The sequence below is a fragment of the Frigoribacterium sp. CFBP 8759 genome (assembly GCF_014841655.1).
Classification (GTDB): domain Bacteria; phylum Actinomycetota; class Actinomycetes; order Actinomycetales; family Microbacteriaceae; genus Frigoribacterium.
In genome coordinates this window covers 442,982-467,021 of record NZ_JACYUH010000002.1, presented here as the reverse complement: position 1 = coordinate 467,021, position 24,040 = coordinate 442,982, and the positions used below count along the sequence as shown (strand labels likewise).

General features: G+C 71.3%; 21 protein-coding genes. 3 read left to right on the top strand and 18 right to left on the bottom strand.

Annotation, left to right across the window (positions count from 1 at the left end; genetic code table 11):
• Positions 1-24 precede the first annotated feature (24 nt).
• The gene (locus IFT79_RS07465) at positions 25-696 is read left to right on the top strand and encodes a hypothetical protein (RefSeq protein WP_192123486.1); all 672 of its coding nucleotides are present in this window, start codon (positions 25-27) and stop codon (positions 694-696) included.
• Between the two features lie 11 nt (positions 697-707).
• Here the strand turns inward: IFT79_RS07465 and IFT79_RS07460 are convergent, their stop codons facing one another.
• Together IFT79_RS07460 and recO are read right to left on the bottom strand one after the other, a co-directional pair.
• On the bottom strand, positions 708-1,505 hold the full coding sequence (locus tag IFT79_RS07460) for an isoprenyl transferase (RefSeq protein WP_342211791.1): 798 nt from the start codon (positions 1,503-1,505) through the stop codon (positions 708-710).
• Positions 1,502-2,245 (bottom strand): DNA repair protein RecO, encoded by a 744-nt coding sequence (gene recO, locus IFT79_RS07455; RefSeq protein WP_123570177.1) that lies wholly within the window; start codon positions 2,243-2,245, stop codon positions 1,502-1,504. The genes IFT79_RS07460 and recO overlap by 4 nt, the downstream gene beginning before the upstream one ends.
• A gap of 34 nt (positions 2,246-2,279) precedes the next feature.
• Between recO and IFT79_RS07450 the strand changes: the two genes are divergently transcribed.
• Entirely contained in the window at positions 2,280-2,942 is a 663-nt protein-coding gene (locus IFT79_RS07450; RefSeq protein WP_056045653.1) for a trimeric intracellular cation channel family protein, read from the top strand.
• A 547-nt stretch (positions 2,943-3,489) separates the two neighbouring features.
• Here IFT79_RS07450 and leuA read toward each other — a convergent pair.
• The 13 genes from leuA to hrcA form a co-directional block, all read right to left on the bottom strand.
• On the bottom strand, positions 3,490-5,250 hold the full coding sequence (leuA, locus tag IFT79_RS07445; protein ID WP_192123484.1) for a 2-isopropylmalate synthase: 1,761 nt from the start codon (positions 5,248-5,250) through the stop codon (positions 3,490-3,492).
• Between the two features lie 207 nt (positions 5,251-5,457).
• Complete coding sequence (locus IFT79_RS16670; RefSeq protein WP_192123482.1) at positions 5,458-8,124, bottom strand: phosphatidylglycerol lysyltransferase domain-containing protein; 2,667 nt, start codon at positions 8,122-8,124, stop codon at positions 5,458-5,460.
• Positions 8,121-9,452, bottom strand: coding sequence for an alpha/beta hydrolase (locus IFT79_RS07435; protein WP_192123480.1), 1,332 nt, complete (start codon positions 9,450-9,452; stop codon positions 8,121-8,123). Before IFT79_RS07435 ends, IFT79_RS16670 begins: the two co-directional genes overlap by 4 nt.
• 194 nt (positions 9,453-9,646) lie before the next feature.
• Positions 9,647-10,339: a response regulator gene (locus IFT79_RS07430; RefSeq protein ID WP_369794374.1), complete on the bottom strand. Its 693-nt coding sequence runs from the start codon at positions 10,337-10,339 to the stop codon at positions 9,647-9,649.
• Complete coding sequence (locus IFT79_RS16665; RefSeq protein ID WP_123570181.1) at positions 10,336-11,598, bottom strand: sensor histidine kinase; 1,263 nt, start codon at positions 11,596-11,598, stop codon at positions 10,336-10,338. The genes IFT79_RS07430 and IFT79_RS16665 overlap by 4 nt, the downstream gene beginning before the upstream one ends.
• A 136-nt stretch (positions 11,599-11,734) precedes the next feature.
• Complete coding sequence (gene era, locus IFT79_RS07420) at positions 11,735-12,673, bottom strand: GTPase Era (protein ID WP_056045670.1); 939 nt, start codon at positions 12,671-12,673, stop codon at positions 11,735-11,737.
• Between the two features lie 61 nt (positions 12,674-12,734).
• Positions 12,735-14,033, bottom strand: a complete 1,299-nt coding sequence (locus IFT79_RS07415) for a hemolysin family protein (RefSeq protein WP_052505052.1) — start codon at positions 14,031-14,033, stop codon at positions 12,735-12,737.
• Positions 14,034-14,040: 7 nt separating this feature from the next.
• Positions 14,041-14,502: an rRNA maturation RNase YbeY gene (ybeY, locus tag IFT79_RS07410; RefSeq protein WP_056045671.1), complete on the bottom strand. Its 462-nt coding sequence runs from the start codon at positions 14,500-14,502 to the stop codon at positions 14,041-14,043.
• Positions 14,499-15,584: a PhoH family protein gene (locus IFT79_RS07405; RefSeq protein ID WP_446718854.1), complete on the bottom strand. Its 1,086-nt coding sequence runs from the start codon at positions 15,582-15,584 to the stop codon at positions 14,499-14,501. Before IFT79_RS07405 ends, ybeY begins: the two co-directional genes overlap by 4 nt.
• Positions 15,574-15,951, bottom strand: a complete 378-nt coding sequence (locus IFT79_RS07400; RefSeq protein WP_056047543.1) for a histidine triad nucleotide-binding protein — start codon at positions 15,949-15,951, stop codon at positions 15,574-15,576. Before IFT79_RS07400 ends, IFT79_RS07405 begins: the two co-directional genes overlap by 11 nt.
• Positions 15,952-16,001: 50 nt before the next feature.
• Entirely contained in the window at positions 16,002-16,745 is a 744-nt protein-coding gene (locus IFT79_RS07395; protein ID WP_123570183.1) for a 16S rRNA (uracil(1498)-N(3))-methyltransferase, read from the bottom strand.
• Positions 16,746-16,747: 2 nt separating this feature from the next.
• Positions 16,748-17,863, bottom strand: a complete 1,116-nt coding sequence (dnaJ, locus tag IFT79_RS07390) for a molecular chaperone DnaJ (protein ID WP_159824840.1) — start codon at positions 17,861-17,863, stop codon at positions 16,748-16,750.
• Between the two features lie 109 nt (positions 17,864-17,972).
• Positions 17,973-18,995, bottom strand: a complete 1,023-nt coding sequence (gene hrcA, locus IFT79_RS07385) for a heat-inducible transcriptional repressor HrcA (protein WP_056045687.1) — start codon at positions 18,993-18,995, stop codon at positions 17,973-17,975.
• A 180-nt stretch (positions 18,996-19,175) separates the two neighbouring features.
• Here hrcA and IFT79_RS16305 point away from each other — a divergent pair, with 180 nt between their 5' ends.
• Positions 19,176-19,679, top strand: a complete 504-nt coding sequence (locus IFT79_RS16305; protein ID WP_236556798.1) for a DUF4870 domain-containing protein — start codon at positions 19,176-19,178, stop codon at positions 19,677-19,679.
• A 129-nt stretch (positions 19,680-19,808) separates the two neighbouring features.
• On the opposite strand, the gene hemW is transcribed toward IFT79_RS16305, so the two are convergent.
• The 3 genes from hemW to lepA are packed head-to-tail and all read right to left on the bottom strand — an operon-like array spanning position 19,809 to position 23,667.
• Positions 19,809-21,035, bottom strand: coding sequence for a radical SAM family heme chaperone HemW (hemW, locus tag IFT79_RS07375; protein WP_192123478.1), 1,227 nt, complete (start codon positions 21,033-21,035; stop codon positions 19,809-19,811).
• A 2-nt stretch (positions 21,036-21,037) separates the two neighbouring features.
• The gene (locus IFT79_RS07370; RefSeq protein ID WP_192123477.1) at positions 21,038-21,811 is read right to left on the bottom strand and encodes a DUF1990 family protein; all 774 of its coding nucleotides are present in this window, start codon (positions 21,809-21,811) and stop codon (positions 21,038-21,040) included.
• Between the two features lie 5 nt (positions 21,812-21,816).
• Positions 21,817-23,667: a translation elongation factor 4 gene (lepA, locus tag IFT79_RS07365; protein ID WP_056045691.1), complete on the bottom strand. Its 1,851-nt coding sequence runs from the start codon at positions 23,665-23,667 to the stop codon at positions 21,817-21,819.
• Positions 23,668-24,040: the final 373 nt, after the last annotated feature.

Here is a 24,040-nt window from a genome sequence, read left to right as displayed (position 1 = left end):
GACGAACCAGGAGAGGTGCAGGTCGTGCGCACAAGACTGACCGTCGGCATCGCCGTCTCGGTGCTGGCCCTCGTCGGGCTGACCGGCTGCTTCCCGAGCCTCGACGACCTCACGCCGGCCGGTGCGGGCGGATCGGCGTCGTCCCCCGGCCCGGGAGCCACCGGCGCGCCGCAGCCCCAGGTCACCGGGGCTCCCGGCACCGGCGGCGGCACGGGGTCGCAGCCCGACGCCCTCGCCCCCGGGGGCACACTGCTCGGCCAGGTCAACTACAAGGACCTCACCATCTACGTCTACGGCGTCGGCGAGCTGACGACCTCGGCGCCCTCGATCTACGCCCGCCCCGACGGCACCGACCCCTACCCGGCGGGCACCGACGTCGAGGTCACGGCCTACGTGCTGACGAACAACTCGCAGCGTCGGCTCGACCTGACCGACCTGAGCGCCGACTACTCGTCGTACGGCAACGACCTCGCCACACAGGACGTCTTCGCCGGGCAGGATCTGTTGACGCAGCTGGGCTACGAGACCTCGCTCGAGTCGAAGTTCCCCGCCGACAGCGCGAACTGGTACCTGCTGCCGGGCGAGTCGACCGTCTTCGCCAACGCCTGGTTCCACCGGGCGAACGACGGACCGTTGACCCTGCAGTTCCTGTGGCCGGCCGAGCGGATCTTCCTGGGCGCGAACATCCAGTTCTGACGGGCGTCCGGTCAGGCCGGCCCGGGGGCGTCCACCGCTCCCCCGAAACGGCGGGTGCGCGAGGCGTACGTCTCGACGGCCTGCCAGAGGTCAGTCCGGGTGAAGTCCGGCCACAGCCGGTCGAGGAACACCATCTCGGCGTAGGCGGACTGCCAGAGCATGAAGTTGCTCGTGCGCTGCTCGCCCGAGCTGCGCAGGAAGAGGTCGACGTCGGGCAGTTCGGGAGCGTACAGCCGCTTCTGGATCAGCTTCTCGCCGACGGCCGAGGGCTTGAGCCGACCGGCGGCGACGTCGTCGGCGATCGAGCGCACCGCGTCGGCGATCTCGGTCCGCCCGCCGTAGTTGACGCACATCGTCAACGTCAGGACGTCGTTGCCCTTGGTCAGCTCTTCGGCGAACTGCAGTTCCCTGATCACCGACCCCCACAGCCGCGGCTTCCGCCCGGCCCAGCGGACCCGCACGCCCCAGGCGTTCAGCTGGTCGCGACGTCGGTGCAGCACGTCACGGTTGAAGCCCATCAGGAAGCGCACCTCGTCGGGCGAGCGCTTCCAGTTCTCGGTCGAGAACGCGTACACGCTGAGGTGCTTCACGCCGATCTGGATCGCCCCGGCGACCACGTCGAGCAGCGACATCTCGCCGGCCTTGTGGCCCTCGACGCGGGTGAGCCCGCGCCCGTTCGCCCAGCGGCCGTTGCCGTCCATCACGATCGCGACGTGCTCGGGCACGGCGCCCCGCGGCATCTCGGGCGGGTGGACGCCCGTCCAGTCGAGGGGGCGGAAGTCGGCGGCGTCGCGGTGGGTCTTCTTCACGGTCTCTCTCTTCCGGGCACCCGGTCGACGTGCTGCAGCGATCGCAGTCCCCGTTCGAGGTGCCACTGCGTGTAGGCGGCGACGACGCCGCTCGCCTGGTTGCGGGTCGCGTCGGGTGCGTCCTCGGCGTGGTCCCAGTCCCCCGTGAGCAGCGCGCCCAACAGGGCCAGCGCCTCCTGCGTCAAGCGCGGAGCGCCGGGAGGCGCGTGCGAGTCGGCCACCACGCCACCGAGCTGGACGACGAAGGCCGAGTGCGGCCCGGGGGCACCGGTCACGGCGCAGTCGCCGAAGCTCGGCGACCAGCCCGCGATGCTGAGCGCACGCAGGAGGTACGAGTCGAGCGTGAGCTGGGGGGCGTGCTCGTGCCGCGCGAGCGAGCGGAGGGCCCCAACGAGCAGGAGGTACTGCTGCAGACCCGCCTCGGCCTCGGTCAGCTTGTCGGCCGTCTCGACCATCACGCTGCCGGCCGTGTAGCTCTCGTAGTCGGCCGCGATCACGGCACCGTACGAGCCGAGCGACTCGGCCTGCTGCACGATGTCGAGCGAGCGACCCTCGTAGAGCTGCAGGTCGGCGACCATCATCGGCTCGAGGCGCGCCCCGAACTTCGACGCCGTCCGTCGGACGCCCTTGGCCACGGCCCGGATCTTGCCGTGGTTGCGGCTGAGCATCGTGAGGATGCGGTCGGCCTCACCCAGCTTGTGGGTGCGCAACACGACGCATTCATCACGGTAGACGGGCACCGACCAAGCATCGCACGCGTGGTACAAACGTCAGGTGCACGCCACAGCCTTCGCCGTACCCCTGTGGGTGGACCTCCTCGCCGTCGGCATCGGCAGCCTGCAGGGGGCGATGTTCGCGTCGGAGTACAAGGACCGCCGTCTCGACCTGCTCGGCATCGCCATCATCGGCATCGCAACCGGGCTCGGCGGCGGCGTGCTGCGCGACGTGTTGCTCGGCGAGGTGCCGCGCGCCATGTCGAGCAACTGGTACCTGCTCGTCGCCGTCGCCGCGGCGATCGTCGGCATGGCGCTCCAGCGCGTGTTCACCCGGCTGGCCGGGGTCATCACCGTGCTCGACGCGCTGACCATCGGCCTGCTCGGCGCGATCGGGTCGACCAAGGCGCTCTCGCTCGGACTGCCCGAGATCCCGGCCGTGTTCGTCGGGGTCATCGCGGCTGTCGGCGGCTCGGTGCTCCGCGACCTGCTGATGAACCTCACCATCGCGATGATGCACGTGGGATCGCTCTACGCCGTGGCGGCGGCCGGCGGCACCGTCGTGCTGGTCGTGGCCGTGACGCTCGGCGCACCCGTGGCCGTCTCCGCGATCGCGGGCACGTCGATCACCCTGGTCATCCGCATGCTGGCGGTACGGTTCGGCTGGACCCTGCCCGAGCAGCGCGCCCTCAGCCGGCTGCCCCGCTGGCGTCGTCCGCGCTGAGTCCGCCTGCCGTCTCGGCGCCCGGGCCCGTCGCCCGGCCGGCCGCTCGCCCCTCGTCGGACCCGTCGCCCCTCGGCGGGCCCGGGCCGCACCCCGTCGGCAACTCCTGCCCCCTGCGCCAGCACACCCCGACACGCCGCACCCCCGCACCCGCGCGCGACACCAGGCAGGAGTTGCCCGCACCCGTCGGCAACTCCTGCCCCCTGCGCCAGCACACCCCGACACGCCGCACACCCGCACCCCCGCACGGCACCGGGAGGAGTTGCCCGCACCCGTCGGGAACTCCTGCCCCCTGCGCCAGCGCACCCCGACACGCCGCACATCCGCACCCCCGCACGACACCAGGCAGGAGTTGCCCGCACCCGTCGGGAACTCCTGCCCTCTGCGCCAGCGCACCCCGACACGCCGCACATCGGCGCCTGCGCCCTACACGAGGCAGGAGTTGCCGACACCCGCAGGCGCGACACCGCCGGCACGACGACGCCCCCGGCACCGCGAGGGCACCGGGGGCGGGTCGGGACGGGGCGGGTCGGGGCGGGGCGGCCGCTCAGACCGACGCGAGCTCGCGCACGTCGGTCGTCGTGCGGATGGCGCGGTTCACCGCCGAGACGATGGCCTTGAGCGACGCCGTCGAGATGTCGGCGTCGATGCCGACTCCCCAGAGCCGCGTGCCGTCGACGTCGAGCTCGACGTAGGCCGCAGCCTGGGCGTCGCCCGAGGCGCTGAGGGTGTGCTCGACGTAGTCGTACAGCTTGACCTGGACGCCCTGCTCGGCGAGGACGGCGATGAACGCCGCGATGGGCCCCGTGCCCCGTGCCGACGTCGACTCGACCGTCTCGCCGACCCGCAGGTCGACGTCGAGGACGGTCTCGCCCGACATGTCGCTCGCGGTGCTCGTCCGGGTCAACTCGAAGCGACCCCACTTGTCGTCGGCCGCGTCGGCGGGGAGGTACTCGTCCTGGAAGATCGACCAGATGTGGGCGCTCGTCATCTCGCCCCCCTCCTGGTCGGTACGCGACTGCACGACGCCGCTGAACTCGATCTGCAGCTTGCGCGGCAGGTCGATGGCATGGTCGGCCTTCAGCAGGTAGGCCACGCCGCCCTTGCCCGACTGCGAGTTGACGCGGATGACCGCCTCGTAGCTGCGTCCCAGGTCTTTGGGGTCGACCGGCAGGTACGGTACCGCCCACTCGAGCGCGTCGACGTCGACCCCGCGCGACGCCGCGGTCGCGGCCATGGCCTCGAAGCCCTTCTTGATGGCGTCCTGGTGCGAACCGGAGAACGCCGTGTAGACGAGGTCGCCGGCCCACGGGCTGCGCTCGTGCACGGGCAGCTGGTTGCAGTGCTCGGCGGTGCGCTTGACCCTGTCGAGGTCGCTGAAGTCGATCTGCGGGTCGATGCCCTGGGTGAACAGGTTGATGCCCAGCGCGACGAGGTCGACGTTGCCCGTGCGCTCGCCGTTGCCGAAGAGGCAGCCCTCGATGCGGTCGGCGCCGGCCAGGTAGCCCAGCTCGGCGGCCGCGATGCCGGTGCCCCGGTCGTTGTGCGGGTGCAGCGACAGGATGACGCTGTCGCGACGGGCCAGGTGACGGTGCATCCACTCGATCGAGTCGGCGTAGACGTTGGGGGTCGCCATCTCGACGGTCGCCGGCAGGTTGACGATCACCGGTCGCGAGGGCGTCGCGTCGAAGGCCTCGATCACCTGGTTGCAGATGTCGAGCGCGAAGTCGAGCTCGGTGCCGGTGTAGCTCTCGGGCGAGTACTCGTAGAACACGGCCGTCTCGGGGATGGTCTTCTCGGCCTCGAGGCACAGGCGGACGCCCTCGAGGGCGATGTCGACGATGCCCTGCCGGTCGGTGCGGAACACGACGTCCCGTTGCAGCACGCTCGTCGAGTTGTACAGGTGGACGATGGCCTGCTTGGCGCCGGCGATCGACTCGTAGGTGCGGGCGATCAGGTGCTCGCGCGCCTGGGTCAGCACCTGGATCGTGACGTCGTCGGGGATGGCCCCCTCGTCGATGAGGCTGCGGACGAAGTCGAAGTCGGTCTGCGAGGCACTCGGGAAGCCGACCTCGATCTCTTTGTAGCCCATGCCGACCAGCAGGTCGAACATGATGCGCTTGCGCTCGGGGCTCATCGGGTCGATCAGCGCCTGGTTGCCGTCGCGCAGGTCGACGGCGCACCAGCGGGGCGCCTCGGTGATGCGCTTGGACGGCCAGGTGCGGTCGGGCAGGTCGACGGCGATCTGCTCGTGGAAGGGCCGGTACTTGTGGATCGGCATGGCCGACGGCTGCTGTGCGTTCTTCATGTCCTGTGGTCTCTCTCGCCCTCGAGGGGCTGCTCTTCGCGGGGGTGTCGGCCGACGACGAACTCCGCGACGAGGGGGGCCTGGGTCAGGACTCGCCGCGGCAGCTAAGGAGGAGCAGGCCGGTGAACACGTGACGAGGCTAGCACCGACCGAGGAGGCGCGGGTCGTCGCGGACCGGCACCGCGCCTCCTCGGCTCCCCCGCCCGATCAGACCACCGTGCGGACGAGCCGCACGACGGCCCCGACCGAGAGGTCGGGCAGGTAGGCGCGGCCGAGTGCCGTGCCGATGGCCGGGAGCTGCACCGGATCGGGGAACGCCATGACGAGCGGGACGAAGTCGGGCTGGAACTTCTTCTTGAACGCCAGGAGGGTGCGGAACCCGTAGGGCGGCTCCAGCACGCGCCCGAGGAAGGCGAGCACGCGCTCCGTCTGCGTCGACGGCCCGTCGGACGGCGCACCGCTCGCCAGCGGCGCCGCCGACAGGCTCAGGAACTCGACGCCCTGCTCCTTCATCGCCAGGGCCGACGAGGCGATGACGAACTCCATGACGCCGTTCATGCTGTCCGGCCGACGCCGCATGAAGTCGAGCGTCCAGCCGACGACGACCCCGTCGCGCCACGAGGGCAGCCAGCTCGTCACGGCCTGGACCGAGTCGTCCTCGTCGAGGGCGAGCATCAGCGCCACGTCGGGGTCGCGCAACTCGTCGACGCCACCGAGGGTGAAGCCCATCTCGGGCAGGTCCTTCTCGGCGACCCACTGCTCGCTGATCTCGCCGATCTGGCGGGCGACGGCGGGACGGAGGTCGGCGTACCGGGTCCATTCGGCCCGGACGCCGTTCTTCGTCGCACGGTTGATGCTCGACCGGACGTCCTGCCACTTCTTGCCCGTCATCGCGAAGGTGGCCGGGTGCAGCACCGTCTCCTCGCCGACGGGCAGCGTCGCCCACCCCATCTCGTCGTAGAGGGGCGAGAGCTCGCCGCGCACGCTGTAGAAGACCGGGGTGAGGCCCTGGTCGTCGCACCACCGGGCGAACTCGCGGGTCACCTCGCGTAGCCGGTCGGCCGCGCAGAGCGGCTCGCCCGTGGTGATCGCGATGCCCGCGACGACGCGATAGGCCACCGCGGCGAGGCCGTCCTCCGTGAACCAGTACCGGTTGCCCTCCCAGAGGGCCATGTGCGACAGCGTGCCGGGGGTCCCGCGGTGGACGATGTCGCGCACCTGGGTGCGCGCCGCGTCGGGACGGACGTCCCCCGGCCGGGTCGCGCCCACCCCGAGCCCGACCAGGACGACGAGCCACCAGACCGGCCCCACCCACTCGAAGGCGGCCCGGACGAGCCCGCCGTCCGGCACCGGTCCGATGCGGGTGAGCCCGACGAACCCGACCGGCACGAAGCGTTCGGGCACGTCCAGCAGCAACGTCCACGGTTCGATCGTCGGGACGAAGGAGGCGCGCCCCAGCCACCCGACGACGGCGAACGTCACCGCCAGCACCAGACCCGACAGCACGACGACGAGCGCGAACCGCGGTCGTCGCGTCCCCTCGGCACCGACGCCGAAATGACGGCGCAGGAGGAACAGCCCGAGGGCCACCGCGGCCGGCACGGCGACCGCCAGGACGGCGAGCACCACCCTCTCGACCACGTGTCGGGGCTGGTCGACCACCGGGTCGGTCGTGACGGGCAGCACCACGTAGTACAGACCGGCGAAGAGGGCGAGGAGCCCGTTGACCGCGACGGCCACGTCGAGGGCGAGGCGACGTCCCCGCCGCAGGTACCAGGCGCAGAGCAGCAGCACGGCCAGCGGCAGCAGGCTCAGCAGGACCGTCGGGACGGTGTCGATGCCGGCGAGGGCCGCGGCGCGCGCGCAGGCTCCGATCGGAGGCGCGTGCCGATCCGGTGCGCCCTGTCCCGCGGCCGCGCACGCGGCCGAGAGCGACCGCCCGGGGAGGACGTCGCGGAACAGCATGCCGAGGGGCGAGAGGGCCCCGATCGGGCTGCGGGTGAGGAGGGTCAGGACGGGACCCAGCGCGGTCACCGCGACGATGGTCGACGCGAGGCGGCGTACCTCGTGGTGCGAACTGCGCGACCAGCCGCGTTCGGCGGGGCGACCCGTCAGCACCACCCCGAACGCGAGCCCGACGAGGCCGCCGATCAGCGCGTAGAGACCGGCCGGGTGCCCGTCGTAGAGTACGAAGGCGAACACGCACGAGAATCCGACCAGCCGGATGCGCCGTCGCCAGAGGGGTCCGGAGAACGCGCTGGCGGTCATGATCGTGCCGAGGGCGGGGGTGAGCGGGTGGAGGGTGGACTCGGCCGCCACCTCGAGGGCCCAGGTCTCGCCGACCGCCTGCCCCAGGGCCTGCACCGCCACGCCGACCCCGGTCGCGACGACGGCCGTCACCAGGTAGGCGGCCACCGTGCGGGACCAGCCCATGCGACGCTCGGCGGTGCCCACGAGGACGAGCACGCCGACCACGGCCAGGACGAGCTGCGCGGGACTGCCGGCGAAGAACACCGAGCCGACGACGAGCAGCCACGAGGTGCGGTCCTCGAAGGGGTCGAGCCCTGCTCCGACGAGGTCGCGCAGCCGCTCGCTCGGCGCATGCGTCACGCTGCCCGAGGCGAGCGCGAGCACGACGAGCAGCAGCGCGAGGGCGAGACTGACGGGACGGCCGCCGACGAACGCCACCACGCGGGTCGCGACGCCGTCCACGAACCGGCGCGCACGCCCCGGCTCGTGGGGGTCGGGCTCGTGGGGTGCCGGCCCGGGGGGTGCCGTCGTGGAGGCCGTCGGCACCGTCGGTGCGCCGGCGCCGGCGCCGGCACCGGCGTCGGCCCCGGCACCGGCGTCGGCTCCGGCCAGCTCGCCGCTCACGGTGTCTGCACCGTCGCGCTCAGGCCGAGGCGCGGGTAGAACTGTCCGATGCCGTGGGCGAAGCCGTTCGTCGCGGTCGTCCAGTCGTGTCCGCTTCCCGGTGAGACGTAGCGCGTCACCGTCATGCCGGCCTTCGCCGCGGCCGCCGAGTTCGCGGTCATGATCTGGCCGTACCGAGCGTCCGTGGCACCGACGGCGAAGAACGCCGCGGTGCCCGCGTAGGGCCCGTGCGCGGCCATGATCGCCTGCGGTTGGGCCGCCTCGTAGGCCGCTCGGTTCCCGGCGAAGCCCTGGTCGATCGTGGTCTTCTCGTCGCCGATCGAAGGGCCGAGCTCACCCGACACATCGATGAAGGTCGAGAACAGGTCGGGCCGCGCCGACGCGAACTGGATCGAGCAGGTGCCCCCCTGCGAGAACCCACCGATCGCCCATGCCCGCGGCCCGGTGGCGACGTGGAAGTGACTCGTCATGTAGTCGACCACGTCGGTGGTGATGTAGGTGGCGCTGTTGCCCAGGGCGCCGTCGACGCACATCGGGTTGTGGGCGTCGGCGCTCAGCTGGTCGGGCACGACGACGATCGGCGCGAGCCCGTGGTTCTTCGCCGCGAAGGCGTCCAGCGTCTCGACGAGGTGGCCGGCCGTGATCACCGAACTCGGTTCGGCCGGTTGCCCCGAGAGCATGATCATCACGGGAAGGGCGGGGGCCTCGGCCACGAGGGCCGCCGGGGGCAGGTAGACGACGGCGTCACGAGCGGGGAAGTGCGAGACGGCGCCGGGGATGGCCACGCTGCCGTACCGTCCCACGGCCGGGAGGTCGACGGGAGCCTTCCAGGTCGACCAGAGGGTCGGGTCGAAATCCGTCGAGCCGGGCGCCGCGGACGGAGGCGCGGCGGCGGTCGCCGGGAGGGCGGGCACCTCGTCCCGACCGAGCGCCTGGGACAGGTTCTGGTAGACGCTGCCGTCCCGGTTCAGGGCGAGGCCCCCGGCCAGGGCGAAGACCAGGACGGCCAGGACGGCCACGAGCTTCCGCCACCACCGGGTGCGGAACAGGTTGACGACGACGACAGCGACGCCGGCGACCACGGCGGCGACCCAGAGGCGATCCACCCAGGTGGGTGACAGGCCCAGCACGTCGCGTACGTCGCCGAGCCACCAGGTCGCGAGGGCGCCGAGGCCGGCCCCGAGCAGAACCGCGAGGGCGATCCACCGCCACCACGTGCGTCGGGTCCGCGGGCGGACGAGGAGCCCGACGGCGACGAGGGCGGCGACGACGTCCACCGCCAGCAGCATCGTCGTGGACAAGAGCGGAACCGACAGCAACCAGTCCATGCAAGAGCTTCTTTCGGCGGAGGATCGGGGTGATGGCCACCCAGGTGACACTCTGCCGCCTCGGAGCCTCTCGACACGAGCCGTGCCGCCCGGTCTCAGCAGCCTCATCAGGTGTGATCAGCCACCACACGGCACCGACACGTCGTACCGGGGCGCCCCGTCTGCGACGGCCGTGGCAGCCCGCTCCAGCCGAACTACTCGGCGAGCCCGTGTTCGTACGCGTAGACCACCAGTTGCACCCGGTCGCGCAGGGACAACTTCGAGAGGACCCGACTGATGTGGGTCTTGACCGTCGCCTCGCTGAGGAACTCCCGCGACGCGATCTCGGCGTTGCTGAGGCCCCGCGCCGCGAGGTCGAAGATGTCGCGTTCCCGGGTGGTCAGGGTGCCGAACGACGCGGGCACGGCCCGGGCGCGTGAGGCCCGACCGTCGAAGTGCTCGAAGAGTTCACGCGTGGCCGACGCCGCGATCACGGCGTTGCCCGCGTGCACGGTGCGGATCGCGGCGAGCAGGAACTCGGGGTCGGCGTCCTTCAGGACGAAACCGCTCGCGCCTCCCCGGATGGCGCGGGTGGCGGCCTCGTCGAGGTCGAAGGTCGTCAGCACGATGATGCGCGGCGGGCGACGGGAGGCCGTCTCGGCCTGCGCCAGGACGGCGGTGGTGGCCGCGATGCCGTCCATCACCGGCATGCGGATGTCCATGAGGACGACGTCGGGAGCGGTGCGCCCGACCATCGCCACGCCCTCCTCGCCGTTGCTGGCCTCGCCGACGAACTCGAGGTCGGGCTGTGAGCCGACGAGCATCTTGATGCCCGCACGGAACAGGGCCTGGTCGTCGACCAGGGCGACGCGGATGGGTGCCGTCGAACGGCCGGGCATGTCGATCATCGGATGCGTACCTCTTGGGTCAGTGCCAGGGTCGGCACGATGGCGTGGACGACGAAGCGTCCGTCGGCGTTCTGGGTGGTGAGCGAGCCGCCCGCCAGGGTGGCGCGCTCCCGCATGCCGTCGAGCCCGTGGCCGCCCCGTCGCTCGTCGCCGGACGTGTCGAGCGGACGCGTCGGCGGCCGCACGACGTTGGAGATCACGAGGTGCAACGCCTCGTAGCGCCAGTCGAAGTGGAGGCCGACGGGCTGGTCGACGGCACCGTGCCGCAGGACGTTGGTCAGGCTCTCCTGCACGATGCGGAACACGGCGAGCTGCCGGTTGGTCCCGAGGACCTGCGGTTCGCCGGTCACGAGCAGGTCGACCGTGAGACCCGACCCGCGCATCTGGTCGAGCAGACGGTCGAGGTCGCCGAGGGCGGGCTGGGGCGCCTCGCCCTGGCTGTGCCGCAGCTGACCCAGCAGCACCCGGACGTCGCCGAGGGCCTCCCGAGCCGTCGTGGCGATCGTCGTGAGCGCCCCGTCGACCGAGGTCGGGTCGACCCGGGCGGCGTACCGGGCCCCGTCTGCCTGGGCGATGACGACGGCCAGCGAGTGGGCGACGACGTCGTGCATGTCCCGGGCGATCCGGTTGCGTTCCTGCTCGACGGCGATGTCCCGCTCGGCCCGGGCGGCCTCGCGTTCGGCCCGCGCGGCGTCGTTCTCGGCCCGGGCGGTCTCGCGCTCGGCGATGAGCCGCGCCTCACGGCTGAGCCGCTCGGACCATCGCGCCCGGGCCAGCAGTCCCCCGGCCCAGGGCAGACCGAGCAGGGCGAGGAATCCGAGGAGGCTGATCCCCAGCTGCAGGAGGATGCGGACGACGTCGGTCACCGCATAGATGTCGTAGTCGACGCCGAACAGGCTCTGCTGCACGAACGAGAGGTAGAAGGTGCCCAGGAGGGCACCCACGCCCACGGAGACCAGGCCCGACCACTTCACCCGGTTCGTCCCGTACGCCGCCGTGGAGTACAGCACCGCGCAGATCGCGAGGTTCGTGACACCGGGCGTGCTGCCCGTGATCATCTGGGACGCGGCGACCAGCCAGGCGAGGGTCAGGGCGAGCCCCGGCGACAGGCGGCGCAGGGCGAACGTGACCGTCATGCCCAGCACGACGAACGGGGTCGTCACGACCCCGTCGGACAACACCAGGCCGACCACGCCGAGCAGGAACGCCGCCGACAGGTCGACGGCGACCTGGTAGGGCGCGAGGCGTCGGAAGATCACCCGACCACCGTACGACCTACGGCGGCCCGTCCGGGGCGGCCGCCGTGCGCGAACGACCTCGGGACCACCACGATCATCCGCAGGGACGAGGACGACCCTCCTGCCCGGGACGGGGCCGGACGACCGGGAGGGGGCGTCAGAACCCCAGTCGACCGAGCTGCTTCGGGTCGCGCTGCCAGTCCTTGGCGACCTTCACCCGGATCGAGAGGAACACCTGCTTGCCGACGAGCGGCTCGATCTGCGCGCGGGCACGCTCGCCCACCTCGCGCAGGCGCTGACCGCCCTTGCCGATGACGATGGCCTTCTGGCTGTCGCGCTCGACGAAGAGGTTGGCGTAGATCTCGAGGAGGTCCTTGTCGTCACGCTCGACCATGTCGTCGATGGTCACCGCGAGCGAGTGCGGCAGCTCGTCCTGCACGCCCTCGAGCGCGGCCTCGCGGACGTACTCGGCCACCCGGTCGGTCAGGCCTTCTTCGGTGACCGCATCGGACGGGTAGAGGGGCTGTGACAGCGGCATGAGCTTGATCAGCTCGGCCGTGAGGACGTCGAGCTGCACGTCGCTGACCGCGGACAGCGGGATGATGGCCTCCCAGTCGCGCAGACGGCTGACCGCGAGCAACTGCTCGGCGACGGCCGGCCGCGACGTGGCGTCGGTCTTGGTGACGATCGCGACCTTCTTGGCCCGCGGGTACTGGTCGAGCTGCTCGTTGATGAACCGGTCCCCCGGCCCGAGCTTCTCGTCGGCCGGCACGCAGAACCCGATCACGTCGACGTCGCCGAGGGTGGTCTGGACGATGTCGTTGAGCCTCTCGCCGAGCAGCGTGCGCGGACGGTGCATGCCCGGGGTGTCGACCAGGACGAGCTGGCCGGTCGCCTGGTGCACGATGCCGCGGATCGCTCGTCGAGTCGTCTGCGGCTTCGACGAGGTGATGGCCACCTTCTGCCCCACGAGGGCGTTGGTCAGCGTGGACTTGCCGACGTTGGGCCGCCCGACGAACGAGACGAACCCCGCGCGGTAGGTCGACCCCCGAGGAGGCGCGGCCGAGGGGGTGAGGTCGTCTCCGGTGGTCGACATGGGGGCCTTTCGTGAACGTGCGGGAACGGGTGGGAGGTGGAGGGTCGCGACGACCGGACGCTCAGTCGTCGCGAGCGGCGTCGGCGAACGCGGCCTGGGCGTCCGCGAGGTCGGGATCGCGCTCGACGAGCACGGTCTGCAGGTCGTGCCGACGCCCCTCGGTGCGGTCGGCCGTGAGGACGAGGCCCGACACGCGGACGACCGAGCCCTGCTCGGGCAGGCGTCCCAGGACCTTGGTGAGCAGCCCTCCCACCGAGTCCACGTCGTCGTCGTCGAGTTCGAGGCCGAAGAGATCGCCGAGCTCGTCGACGGGGAGACGGGCACTCACCCGGAAGACCCCCGCGGAGACCTCGCGTTGCGGGGCGACCTCGCGGTCGTACTCGTCGCTGATGTCGCCGACGAGTTCTTCGATGAGGTCCTCGAGCGTGACCAGGCCTGCGATGCCGCCGTACTCGTCCACGACCATCGCGAGATGGTTCTTGTCGAGCTGCATCTGCCGGAGGGCGTCGTCGGCCTTCTTGGACTCGGGCACGAAGACGGCCGGGCGGGCGAGCGTCGTCACCGGGGCCGAGTCGTCGCCGCTGTGCTCGTGCAACCGCCGGGCGAGGTCGCGCAGGTAGACGATCCCGACGACGTCGTCGGAGTCGCGACCGACGACCGGAACCCGCGACACGCCTCGACCGAGGAAGAGGCTCATCGCCGAACCGACCGACGCGGTGGCGTCGAGGGTGACCATGTCGGTGCGGGGCACCATCACCTCGCGGACCACCGTGTCGCTGAACTCGAAGATCGAGTGGATGAGCTCGCGGTCGTCCTCTTCGAGGACGTCGAGCTCGGTGGCTTCGTCGACCATGCTGAGCAACTGCTCTTCGGAGGAGAACGACGCGCTGCGCGGACGTCCGGGGGTCACCCGGTTGCCGACCGCCACCAGGGCGTCGGCCAGGGGCCCGAGCACGACCCGGACGAACCGCACGAGACCCGAGGTCAGACGCACGAGGCCGCGGGCGTGGGCCCGACCGACGCTGCGCGGGCTGGAGCCCACGAGGACGAACGACACGACCGTCATGATGAGAGCCGAGAGCAGCAGGGCCAGCCACCACGGCTCGACCGAGAAGGCGAACGACAGCGACACGAGGACGGCCGCCGACGTCTCGGCGAGGATGCGCACGAAGTTGACGGCGTTGACGTGCGCCCCGACGTCGGCGGCGATGGCGGTCAACGCCGTCGCGTGACGCGGATCGTCGTCCGCCTCGTCGAGGAGGTCCTGGCGGCTGAGGACGCCGAGTGCGGAGTCGGCGGCGGCCAGGAGGCCGCCGAAGACCACCAGGAAGACCGCCACGACGACGAAGACCGTGACCATCACGGCGTCACCGACTCGTGTCGGACGCGGCGAAGGCCGCGAGGATCTCGCGCTGCAGACCGAACATCTCACGCTCGTCGTCGGGTTCTGCGTGGTCGAACCCCAGGAGGTGCAGGATGCCGTGGCAGGTGAGGAGCAGCATCTCGTCGAGCGGGCTGTGCCCCGCCGTGGCGGCCTGGGCCACGGCCACCTGCGGACACACGACGATGTCGCCGAGCAAGCCGGCCGGCGTGGGTTCGTCTTCGGTGCCGGGGCGCAGTTCGTCCATCGGGAAGCTCAGCACGTCGGTCGGACCGGGTTCGTCCATCCACTGGACGTGGAGCTGCTCCATCGCCGCCTCGTCGACGAACACGATCGCGAGTTCGGCCTCGGGGTGAACGTGCATCTGGTCGAGCGCGAAGGTGGCCAGACGTTGGATCGTGGCCTCGTCGACCTCGACGGCGGATTCGTTGGCGACCTCGATGCTCACCGGGTTCCCTTCTTCGGCAGGCGGTCGCGGACGTCGGCCTGCTGGTCCGCCGCCTCGAGACGGCGGTGCTGCTGGGCCTGACGCTCGGCGTCGTAGGTCGTGTACGCGTCGACGATGCGGCCCACGAGCGTGTGCCGCACCACGTCGTCGCTGGTGAGACGGGCGAAGTGGATGTCGTCGATGTCGTCGAGCACCGTCGTGACGAGCTGGAGGCCGCTGGCACCGGTGGGCAGGTCGACCTGGGTGACGTCGCCCGTCACGACCATGCGCGAGCCGAATCCGAGACGGGTGAGGAACATCTTCATCTGCTCGGGCGTGGTGTTCTGCGCCTCGTCGAGCACGACGAACGCGTCGTTGAGGGTGCGACCGCGCATGTACGCGAGAGGGGCGACCTCGACGGTGCCGGCCGCGAGCAGCTTGGGCACGATCTCGGGGTCCATCATCTCGTTCAGAGCGTCGTAGAGCGGCCGGAGGTACGGATCGATCTTGTCCGTCAGCGTGCCGGGCAGGAAGCCCAACCGCTCGCCGGCCTCGACCGCGGGGCGCGTCAGGATGATGCGCTGGACCTCGCGGCGCTGCAACGCCTGGACGGCCTTGGCCATCGCCAGGTAGGTCTTGCCGGTGCCGGCCGGGCCGATGCCGAAGGTGATGGTGTGCTGGTCGATCGCGTCGACGTAGTCCTTCTGGCCCCGAGTCTTCGCCCGGACCCCCTTGCCGCGGCTGGTGACGATCGGCTGCCCGAAGACCTCGGACGGGCTGCCCTGCCCCGAGTCGAGCAGACGGGCCGACGTCGCGACCTCGGCCGGGCCGAGGTCGTGACCGCCGCGGACCATCGAGACGAGCTCGTCGACGAGGCCCTCGGCCCTGCCGACGGCCGACGAGGGCCCCTCGAGGGTGACCTCGTTGCCGCGGACGAGCACGCGGACGTCGGGGTACTGCTTCTCGACCGCACGCAGCAGGCGGTCTTGCGGTCCCAGGAGCTGGACCATGGCGACGCCGTCGACGGTCACGTCGACGCGACGGACGTCGTCACCCGTCGTCGGTGTCGAGGGGCCGGTGGCGTTCGTGTCGCTAGTGGGCAAGGGTGCCTTCCTCCAGGGGTCCACCGAGCACATGGGCGTGCACGTGGAACACGGTCTGCCCGGCGGATGCGCCGGTGTTGAAGATCAAACGGAACTCGGACCCGGAGTGCTCCCCGAACGCTGCCGGGTCGGCCGCGAGCCGGGAGGCGGTCGCCACCAGTTCGGCGAGCAACGCCGGGTCGCCCGCGGCGAGTTCGACGACGTCGCGGTACGCCTGGGTCTTGGGCACCACGAGCAGGTGGACGGGTGCCCGGGGCGCGATGTCGCGGAAGGCGATGACCGCGTCGCTCTCGAAGACGATGTCGGCGGGGATCTCGCGCGCGACGATGCGGCTGAAGACGGTGGGCTCGTCGGAGGTCTCGGACATGCTGCCCATCGTAGCGACGACCGCCGACACGGCCCCCGGGGGCGTCGAGGTCACCAGCGACCGAGTCGCGCGCTCAGCACGGACAGCGCGGCGGGACCCGCCGTGGAGGTCCGCAGGACGGCGTCCCCGAGGCGCACGGCGCGGGCACCCGCCTCGGCGAGCTGGTGCAGCTCGGCGGGCGACACCCCGCCCTCGGGACCGACGACCACGACGACGCGGCCGGGCACCGCGCCTCCTGCGGTCAGGTCGACCGCCGTGAGCGCCTGCTCGGCCGACGGCTCGAGCACGAGGACGAGATCGCGGGAGGCGCGCTCGGCCAGCTGCCGCGTCGTCGCGAGCCCCGAGACCTCGGGCGACCAGGGACGGATCGACTGCTTGGTCGCCTCGCGCACGATCGACGACCAGCGGGTGAGGCCCTTGGCGACCTTGGGGCCCTCCCAGCGGGAGATGCTGCGCGCCGCGGCCCACGGGACGATCTCGTCGACGCCGAGCTCGGTCGCGGCCTGCACGGCGAGTTCGTCGCGGTCGCCCTTGGCCAGCGCCTGGGCGAGGACCAGCCGCGTCGTCGGCGGTTCGTGCCGGACGACCCGGGTCGCGAGCAGCACCAGCCGCTCGGGGGCCGCCTCGGACACCTCGCCCTGGACCACCAGCCCCCGTCCGTTGCCGAGGGTCAGCGGCTCGCCCACCCGCACCCGGCTGACCGTGACCGCGTGTCGGGCCTCGGAACCGGTCAGCTCGACGCTCGAGCCGACCTCGGCGGCGGCCAGGTCGTCGACCAGGTAGAAGTGCGCCACGATCAGAAGTTCAGGAAGCGGTCGCGCAACTTGCCGAAGAGACCCTGCTGGAAGTGCGACAGCTCGGGCGCCGGGGAGCGGCGACCCGAGGCGAACTTCTCGATCAGCTCGCGCTCCTTGTGGCTGAGCTTGGTCGGGGTGACCACCTGGACGCCGATCTTGAGGTCGCCGCGACCCGTCCCGCGCAGTCTGGTGATGCCGCGGTCCTTCACGGTGAGGATGTCGGCACTCTGGGTGCCGGGCTTGATCTCGACCTCGATCTCGCCGTCGAGCCCGGTGAGCGTCGTCGACGTGCCGAGGATGGCGTCGGCCATCTGCACCTCGAGCGTGGCCAGCAGGTCGTCGCCGTTGCGGCTGTAGGTGTCGTGGTGTCGCACCTTGACCTCGAGGTACAGGTCGCCGTTCGGGCCACCGGCCTGGCCGACCTCGCCCTGACCGGGCAGCTGGAGCCGGAGTCCGGTGTCGACGCCCGCGGGGATGTCGATGGGGATCGAACGTCGGGCCCGGACGCGCCCCTGGCCCTGGCACGTCGGGCAGGGGTTGGGGATGACGGTGCCGTAGCCACGGCAGGTCCCGCACGGGCTCGACGTCATGACGTTGCCGAGCAGCGAGCGCACGGTGCGCTGGATCTGACCGGAGCCCCCGCAGATGTCGCAGGTCTGGGGCGAGGTGCCGGGTGCGCAGCACGAGCCGCTGCACGTGTCGCAGAGGACGGCCGTGTCGACCTCGATGTCGCGCTGCGTGCCGAAGACGATGTCCTCGAGGTCGACCTCGAGGCGCAGGAGCGCGTCCTGCCCGCGTTCCCGCCGGGACCGCGGACCCTGACGCTGGCCCTGGCCACCGCCGCCGAAGAACGCGTCGAAGATGTCGCCGAAGCCGGCGGCCCCGCCTCCGCCGCCGCCACCGAAGCCGGGCTGGGGGCCGAGGTCGTAGCGTTCGCGCTGCTGCGGGTCGCTGAGCACGTCGTAGGCGTGCGTGACGTCCTTGAACCGTTCGGACGCGTCGGGGCTGGGATTGACGTCGGGGTGAAGCTCGCGGGCGAGCTTGCGGTACGCCTTCTTGATCTCTTCCGGGGTCGCCTGACGGTCGACTCCGAGGACGTCGTAATGATCTGCCACTGGTTCTCGTCTGCCTCTGGTGTGGTGTGGTGGTCTTCCCGGCGGGGCCGGGCCCGGCGGACCGGGACGGGGATGGGGGTCGTGGGACGGCCGGGGCCGTGGTGGTCGGCTACCGCTCGGTGAGCAGCGACGACAGGTACCGCGCGACGGCACGGACCGCCGCCATGTTGGTCGAGTAGTCCATGCGCATGGGCCCGAGCACGCCGAGCCTCGCGATCTCGCTGCCCTGCGTGGAGTACCCGCTGGCCAGCACGGACGCCTGGGACAACCCGAACGACGCGTTCTCGCGGCCGATGCTCGCGGCCACGTCGACGGCGTCGAGTTGCATCTCGCCGAAGAGCCGCAAGAGGGCCACCTGCTCTTCGATCGCCTCGAGCACGGGGAAGAGGTCGCCGCTGAAGTCGTCGCCCGTGCGCACCAGGTTCGCCGCACCGGCCATGACGAGGCGGTCCTGACGTCCGGCGGCGATCTGCTCGGTGAGACTCGCGACGACCACGCCGACGACCGCCGCGAGGTCGGGACGGAACCGCGCCGGCAGGTCGGTGAGGGCGGTGGAGGCCTCACCCAGGGGCCGACCGCCGACCGCGGCGTTGATGGCGGCCCGCAACTCGGACAGGAAGGACTCGTCGACGGCGGTGCGGATGTCGACGACCCGCTGCTCGACCTGGCCGCTGTCGGTGATCAGCACCGTCATGACGCGACCGTCGCCCAGGCTGACCAGCTCGACGTGACGCACGCGGGCCCGGGAGAAGGTGGGGTACTGCACCAGGGCCACCTGGTTGGTGAGTTGCGACAGGAGCCGGACCGTCCGACCGAGCACCTCGTCGAGGTCGGTGGAGTCGCCCAGGAACGTCTCGATGGCCTGCCGCTGGGCCGCGCTGAGCGGGCGCAGGTCGGCGAGCTGGTTGACGAAGAGCCGGTAGCCCTTGTCGGTCGGCACGCGTCCCGACGAGGTGTGCGGTGCCGCGATGAGCTCTTCTTCTTCGAGCAGCGCCATGTCGTTGCGGATGGTCGCCGCCGAGACGCCGAACTGGTGTCGCTCGACGATGGACTTCGACCCGACCGGCTCGCGGGACGCGACGTAGTCGTGCACGATGACGCGAAGCACTTCGAGACCGCGTTCGGAGACCATGACGCACCTCTCTTCGCTCGACGTCCCCCGGGTCGTCCGCACGCCGGGCGACCGGGCCTGGCACTCGACGTGCCGGACTGCCAATCGTACGACACCTCCGTCGCGAGGCCTACTCGGGCCGCACCCGGCTGCCCTAGGGTGGCGGGGACATCCGCAGGACACTCACGAACAGGTGCAGCCATGACCGAGAACCCTCCCGCCCAGCCGAACGGCCCGCAGAACGGCCAGCCCGGCCAGAACGGTCAGCCCGGCCAGCCGTACGGGCAGGGTCTGCCCGGCCAGGGTCAGCCCGGCCAGGGCCAGCAGTCCGGCCCCGGCTTCGGCCAGCAGCCCGGCTACCAGCCGCAGCCCGTCCAGCCGATGCGCCCCGAGGACGAGAAGCTCTGGTCGACGCTCATCCACCTCGGCGGGATCCTCTTCGCGTTCGTCCCCGCCCTCGTCGGTTACCTCGTGTTGAAGGACCGCGGCCCGTTCATCCGGGAGCACACCAGGACCGCGCTGAACTTCCAGATCACGGTGGCCATCGTCTACGTGATCTCGGCGATCCTGTCGATCATCGTCATCGGAGGGGTGCTCGCCCTCGTCGCCGGCATCCTCGTGATCATCTTCTCGATCATCGCCGCCGTCGCGGCCAACAAGGGCGAGTGGTACAAGTACCCGCTGACCATCGAGTTCGTCAAGTAGACGGTCGACCGGCCCGGACGGGCACCACGCGAGGCGCGACTCCCCCGGGAGCCGCGCCTCCTGCGTTCCGGGCCCGCGCCTCCTGGTCGCCACCGCGGGGCGCCGCGGCGATCAGGACGATCGGGACGCTCAGTCGGGCAGCAGACGCCGCACGACGGCGTCGGCCATGAGCCGCCCCTCGCGCGTGAGCACGACGCGACCCCGCAGGGCCGGGCGCCCCTCGACCCAGCCGTCGGCGATGAGGCCACCGACGGCCCGGCGTCCGTCGTCGTCGAGCTCGGAGATGGGCAGCCCTTCTCGGATGCGCACCCCGAGCAGGACGCGCTCGACCCGACGGGTCTCGTCGTCGAGGGTCTCGCGCCCGGCGGCCGGCGACTCGCCCGCGGCCATGCGCTGCTGGTAGGCGGCGGGGTGCTTGACGTTCCACCAGCGGACGCCACCGACGTGACTGTGCGCGCCCGGGCCGACGCCCCACCAGTCGTGGCCCTGCCAGTACGCCAGGTTGTGGCGGGAACGGTGCTCGACGCCACGCGACCAGTTGCTGACCTCGTACCAGTCGTAGCCCGCGCCGGCGAGCCGGTCGTCAGCGATCTCGTACATGTCGGCCGCGGTGTCGTCGTCGGGCATCGGGACCTCGCCCCGCTTGATCTGGCGGGCGAGCTTCGTGCCGTCCTCGACGATCAGCGAGTACGCGGAGAGGTGGTCGGGCTCCTGCTCGAGGGCGACGTCCAGGGAACGCCTCCAGTCGTCGAGGGTCTCGCCGGGCGTGCCGTAGATGAGGTCGAGGCTGACGTCGAGCCCGGCGTCACGGGCCCAGCGCACCACGAACGGGATGCGCTCGGGGTCGTGCGTGCGCTCGAGGGTGGCGAGCACGCTCGGGACGGCCGACTGCATGCCGAAGCTGACGCGCGTGAAGCCGGCGTCGGCGAGCTGCTGCAGGTACGCGGCGTCGACCGAGTCGGGGTTCGCCTCGGTCGTCACCTCGGCGCCGGGCTCGAGACCCCAGGTGTCGACCATCGCGTGGAGCATCGACGTGAGGTCGCCCGAGGGCAGCATCGTCGGGGTGCCCCCGCCGAAGAACACCGAGGAGGCGCGGCGCGGCGGGAGGCCCGCCTCGCGCAGCACCCGGCCCCCGAGCTCGATCTCGGTGACGGCCTGCCCGGCGTAGTCGTCGCGACGAGCGCCACGCAGCTCGTCGCCCGTGTAGGTGTTGAAGTCGCAGTACCCGCAGCGCACGCGGCAGAACGGGACGTGCAGGTAGACCCCGAAGTTGCGGTCGTCCGCGCCGACGGCGACGGTCTCGGGCAGGCGTCCGTCGACGGGGGCGGGATCGCCGAGGGGAAGGGCTCCGGGCACCGTCAGGCGCCGGTTCCCGCGGCGTCGCCGCGCGGGCCGGTCGGGGGGCGCTCGTCACCGCGGGGGTCGCCGACGCCGGCCTCGGTGTCCTCGACGACGACGACCTCGTCGGTCTGCTCGCCCTTCTCGTTGAGGCTCAGTGCCCGCAGGTACCGCCTCGTGTACTGCGCCTGCGTGCGCCGCAGGAACGGTGCCACGAGACGCCACTTCGCGCTCGACGGCTTCGAGAACGACCGGATGGAGAGCCAGACCGAACCGTCGTCGGTCTGGTCGACGATCCAGGACTCCTCGCCGCTCTCGGGGTGGCCGTCGAGGGTTCCATACGCGAAACCCTTGCGCTTCGGTTCGTCGATCACGTAGACGACGCGCACCGGGGCCTCGACCGTGCGCCCGTAGGCCTCGATGCTCAGCGTGGCCGTCGTGCCCGCCGTGAGGAAGGGCGTGCCGTCGGGCGAGTAGCGCGACTCGTCACGCGCGGTCGCCCACTCGGCGGCGTCGACCGGTTGCCCGTGCTCGTCGAACTGGACGGGCGTGTACTCGCTCTCGTCGGCCGGCGGCACACTGTCGACCCGGACGCGGATGCCGCTGCGCTCCTGGATCTGCCAGGTCATGGTGGCGATCCAGGCCGCGGCGAAGCGGGCGTCGCCGTGGCCGACGCGGGCCCGGTACTCGGCCGGCTTGAACCCCTTCGGCGGGTACTGCATGAGGTCGGGGGCCTGCGTCGCCCCGACCTCGCCGTAGGTCGTGCGGGTCTCGGTGTGGGTGGCTCGACGCATGGACCCTACTTCTTGTCTTTCTTCTCGACGTCGCCGCTGAGGGCGGCGATGAAGGCCTCTTGGGGCACGTCGACCCGACCGATGGTCTTCATGCGCTTCTTGCCCTCCTTCTGCTTCTCGAGGAGTTTGCGCTTGCGCGAGATGTCGCCGCCGTAGCACTTGGCCAGGACGTCCTTGCGCATGGCCCGGATGCTCTCGCGGGCGATGATCCGGGCACCGATGGCGGCCTGGATGGGCACCTCGAACTGCTGCCTCGGGATGAGTTCGCGCAGCCGGCCCGTCATGAGCACCCCGTAGGCGTAGGCCTTGTCGCGGTGCACGATCGCGCTGAAGGCGTCGACCTGCTCACCCTGCAACAGGATGTCGACCTTGACCAGGTCGGCCTCTTGATCGCCGATGGGCTCGTAGTCGAGGCTGGCGTAGCCCGCCGTCTTCGACTTGAGGCTGTCGAAGAAGTCGAACACGATCTCGCCGAGGGGCATCGCGTAACGGATCTCGACCCGGTCCTCGCCGAGGTACTCCATGCCCAGCAGGGTGCCGCGGCGCTGCTGGCAGAGCTCCATGATCACGCCGACGTAGTCCTTGGGCGCGAGGATGCCCGCCTTGACCATGGGCTCGCTGACGCTCGCGATCTTGCCGCCCGGGAACTCGCTCGGGTTGGTGACCGTGACGGTCTTCTTGTCTTCGGTGGTGACCTCGTAGATGACGCTCGGGGCCGTCGTGATGAGGTCGAGGCCGAACTCGCGGTCGAGTCGTTCGGTGACGATCTCGAGGTGGAGCAGGCCGAGGAACCCACAGCGGAAGCCGAAGCCGAGGGCCACCGAGGTCTCGGGCTCGTACACCAGCGCGGCGTCGGACAGCTTGAGCTTGTCGAGGGCCTCGCGGAGGAGGGGGTAGTCGCTGCCGTCGATCGGGTAGAGCCCCGAGAAGACCATCGGCAGCGGTTCGGTGTACCCGCTGAGGGCCTCGGTCGCGGGCTTGGCCGACGTCGTGACGGTGTCGCCCACCTTCGAGAGGCGGACGTCCTTCACGCCGGTGATGAGGTAGCCGACCTCGCCGACCGACAGCCCCTGGCTCGGGACGGGCTCGGGTGACGAGACGCCGATCTCGAGGATGTCGTGGGTCGACTTCGTCGACATCATCTGCACCTTCTCGCGAGGGTGCAGGGTGCCGTCGATCATGCGGATGTACGTCACGACGCCGCGGTAGCTGTCGTAGACCGAGTCGAAGATCATCGCGCGGGGCGGTGCGTCCTTGACGCCGACGGGAGAGGGGATGCGGTCGACGACGCGGTCGAGGAGCTCTTCGACGCCCATTCCGGTCTTGCCGCTGACCCGCAGCACGTCGGCGGGGTCGCCGCCGATCAGGCCCGCCAGCTCGGCGGCGTACTTGTCGGGGTCGGCCGCCGGGAGGTCGATCTTGTTGAGCACCGGGATGATCTCGAGGTCGTTCTCGAGCGCCAGGTAGAGGTTCGCCAGGGTCTGCGCCTCGATGCCCTGGGCGGCGTCGACCAGCAGGATCGCCCCCTCGCACGCGGCCAGCGAGCGGGAGACCTCGTAGCTGAAGTCCACGTGGCCGGGGGTGTCGATCATGTTGAGCGCGAAGGTCTCGCCGTTGCGCTCCCACGGCATGCGCACCGCCTGGCTCTTGATCGTGATCCCGCGCTCGCGCTCGATGTCCATGCGGTCGAGATACTGGGCACGCATCGCACGCGACTCGACCACACCGGTGATGCCGAGCATGCGGTCGGCGAGGGTCGACTTGCCGTGGTCGATGTGCGCGATGATGCAGAAGTTGCGGAGGGACTCGGGCTCGGTCGACGCCGGCTCGAGTGCGCGGGTTGCTTGGGGACTCACACGATCCTCTGGGGGTGGTGGGCGGGGGTACCGCACGATTCTCCCACGCCCGGGCGACGGATCGGGCGTCGGCCCGCGCGGGGCCGTACGTCGGCAACTCCTGCCCGGTGCCGCGACCGGCACCGCGCCTCCCCCGGTGGACGGCTCGCGCCGTGACGGCGGGCAGGAGTTGCCGACACCGTGGCCGCACCGGATGCCGTGCGCGCGGGACGCCGCGGGGCGGGCGAGCGGGTGGGCCGGTCGGCGGGTGGGTCAGAGGGGGATGCGAGCCAGAGGGGCGGTGCGGGCAACTCCTGGCCGGTGCCGCTCGGGCGGTCGGACTCCCCGGCGTCGCGTCGGGCGTGCGACGGCAGGCAGGAGTTGCCGACGCGGG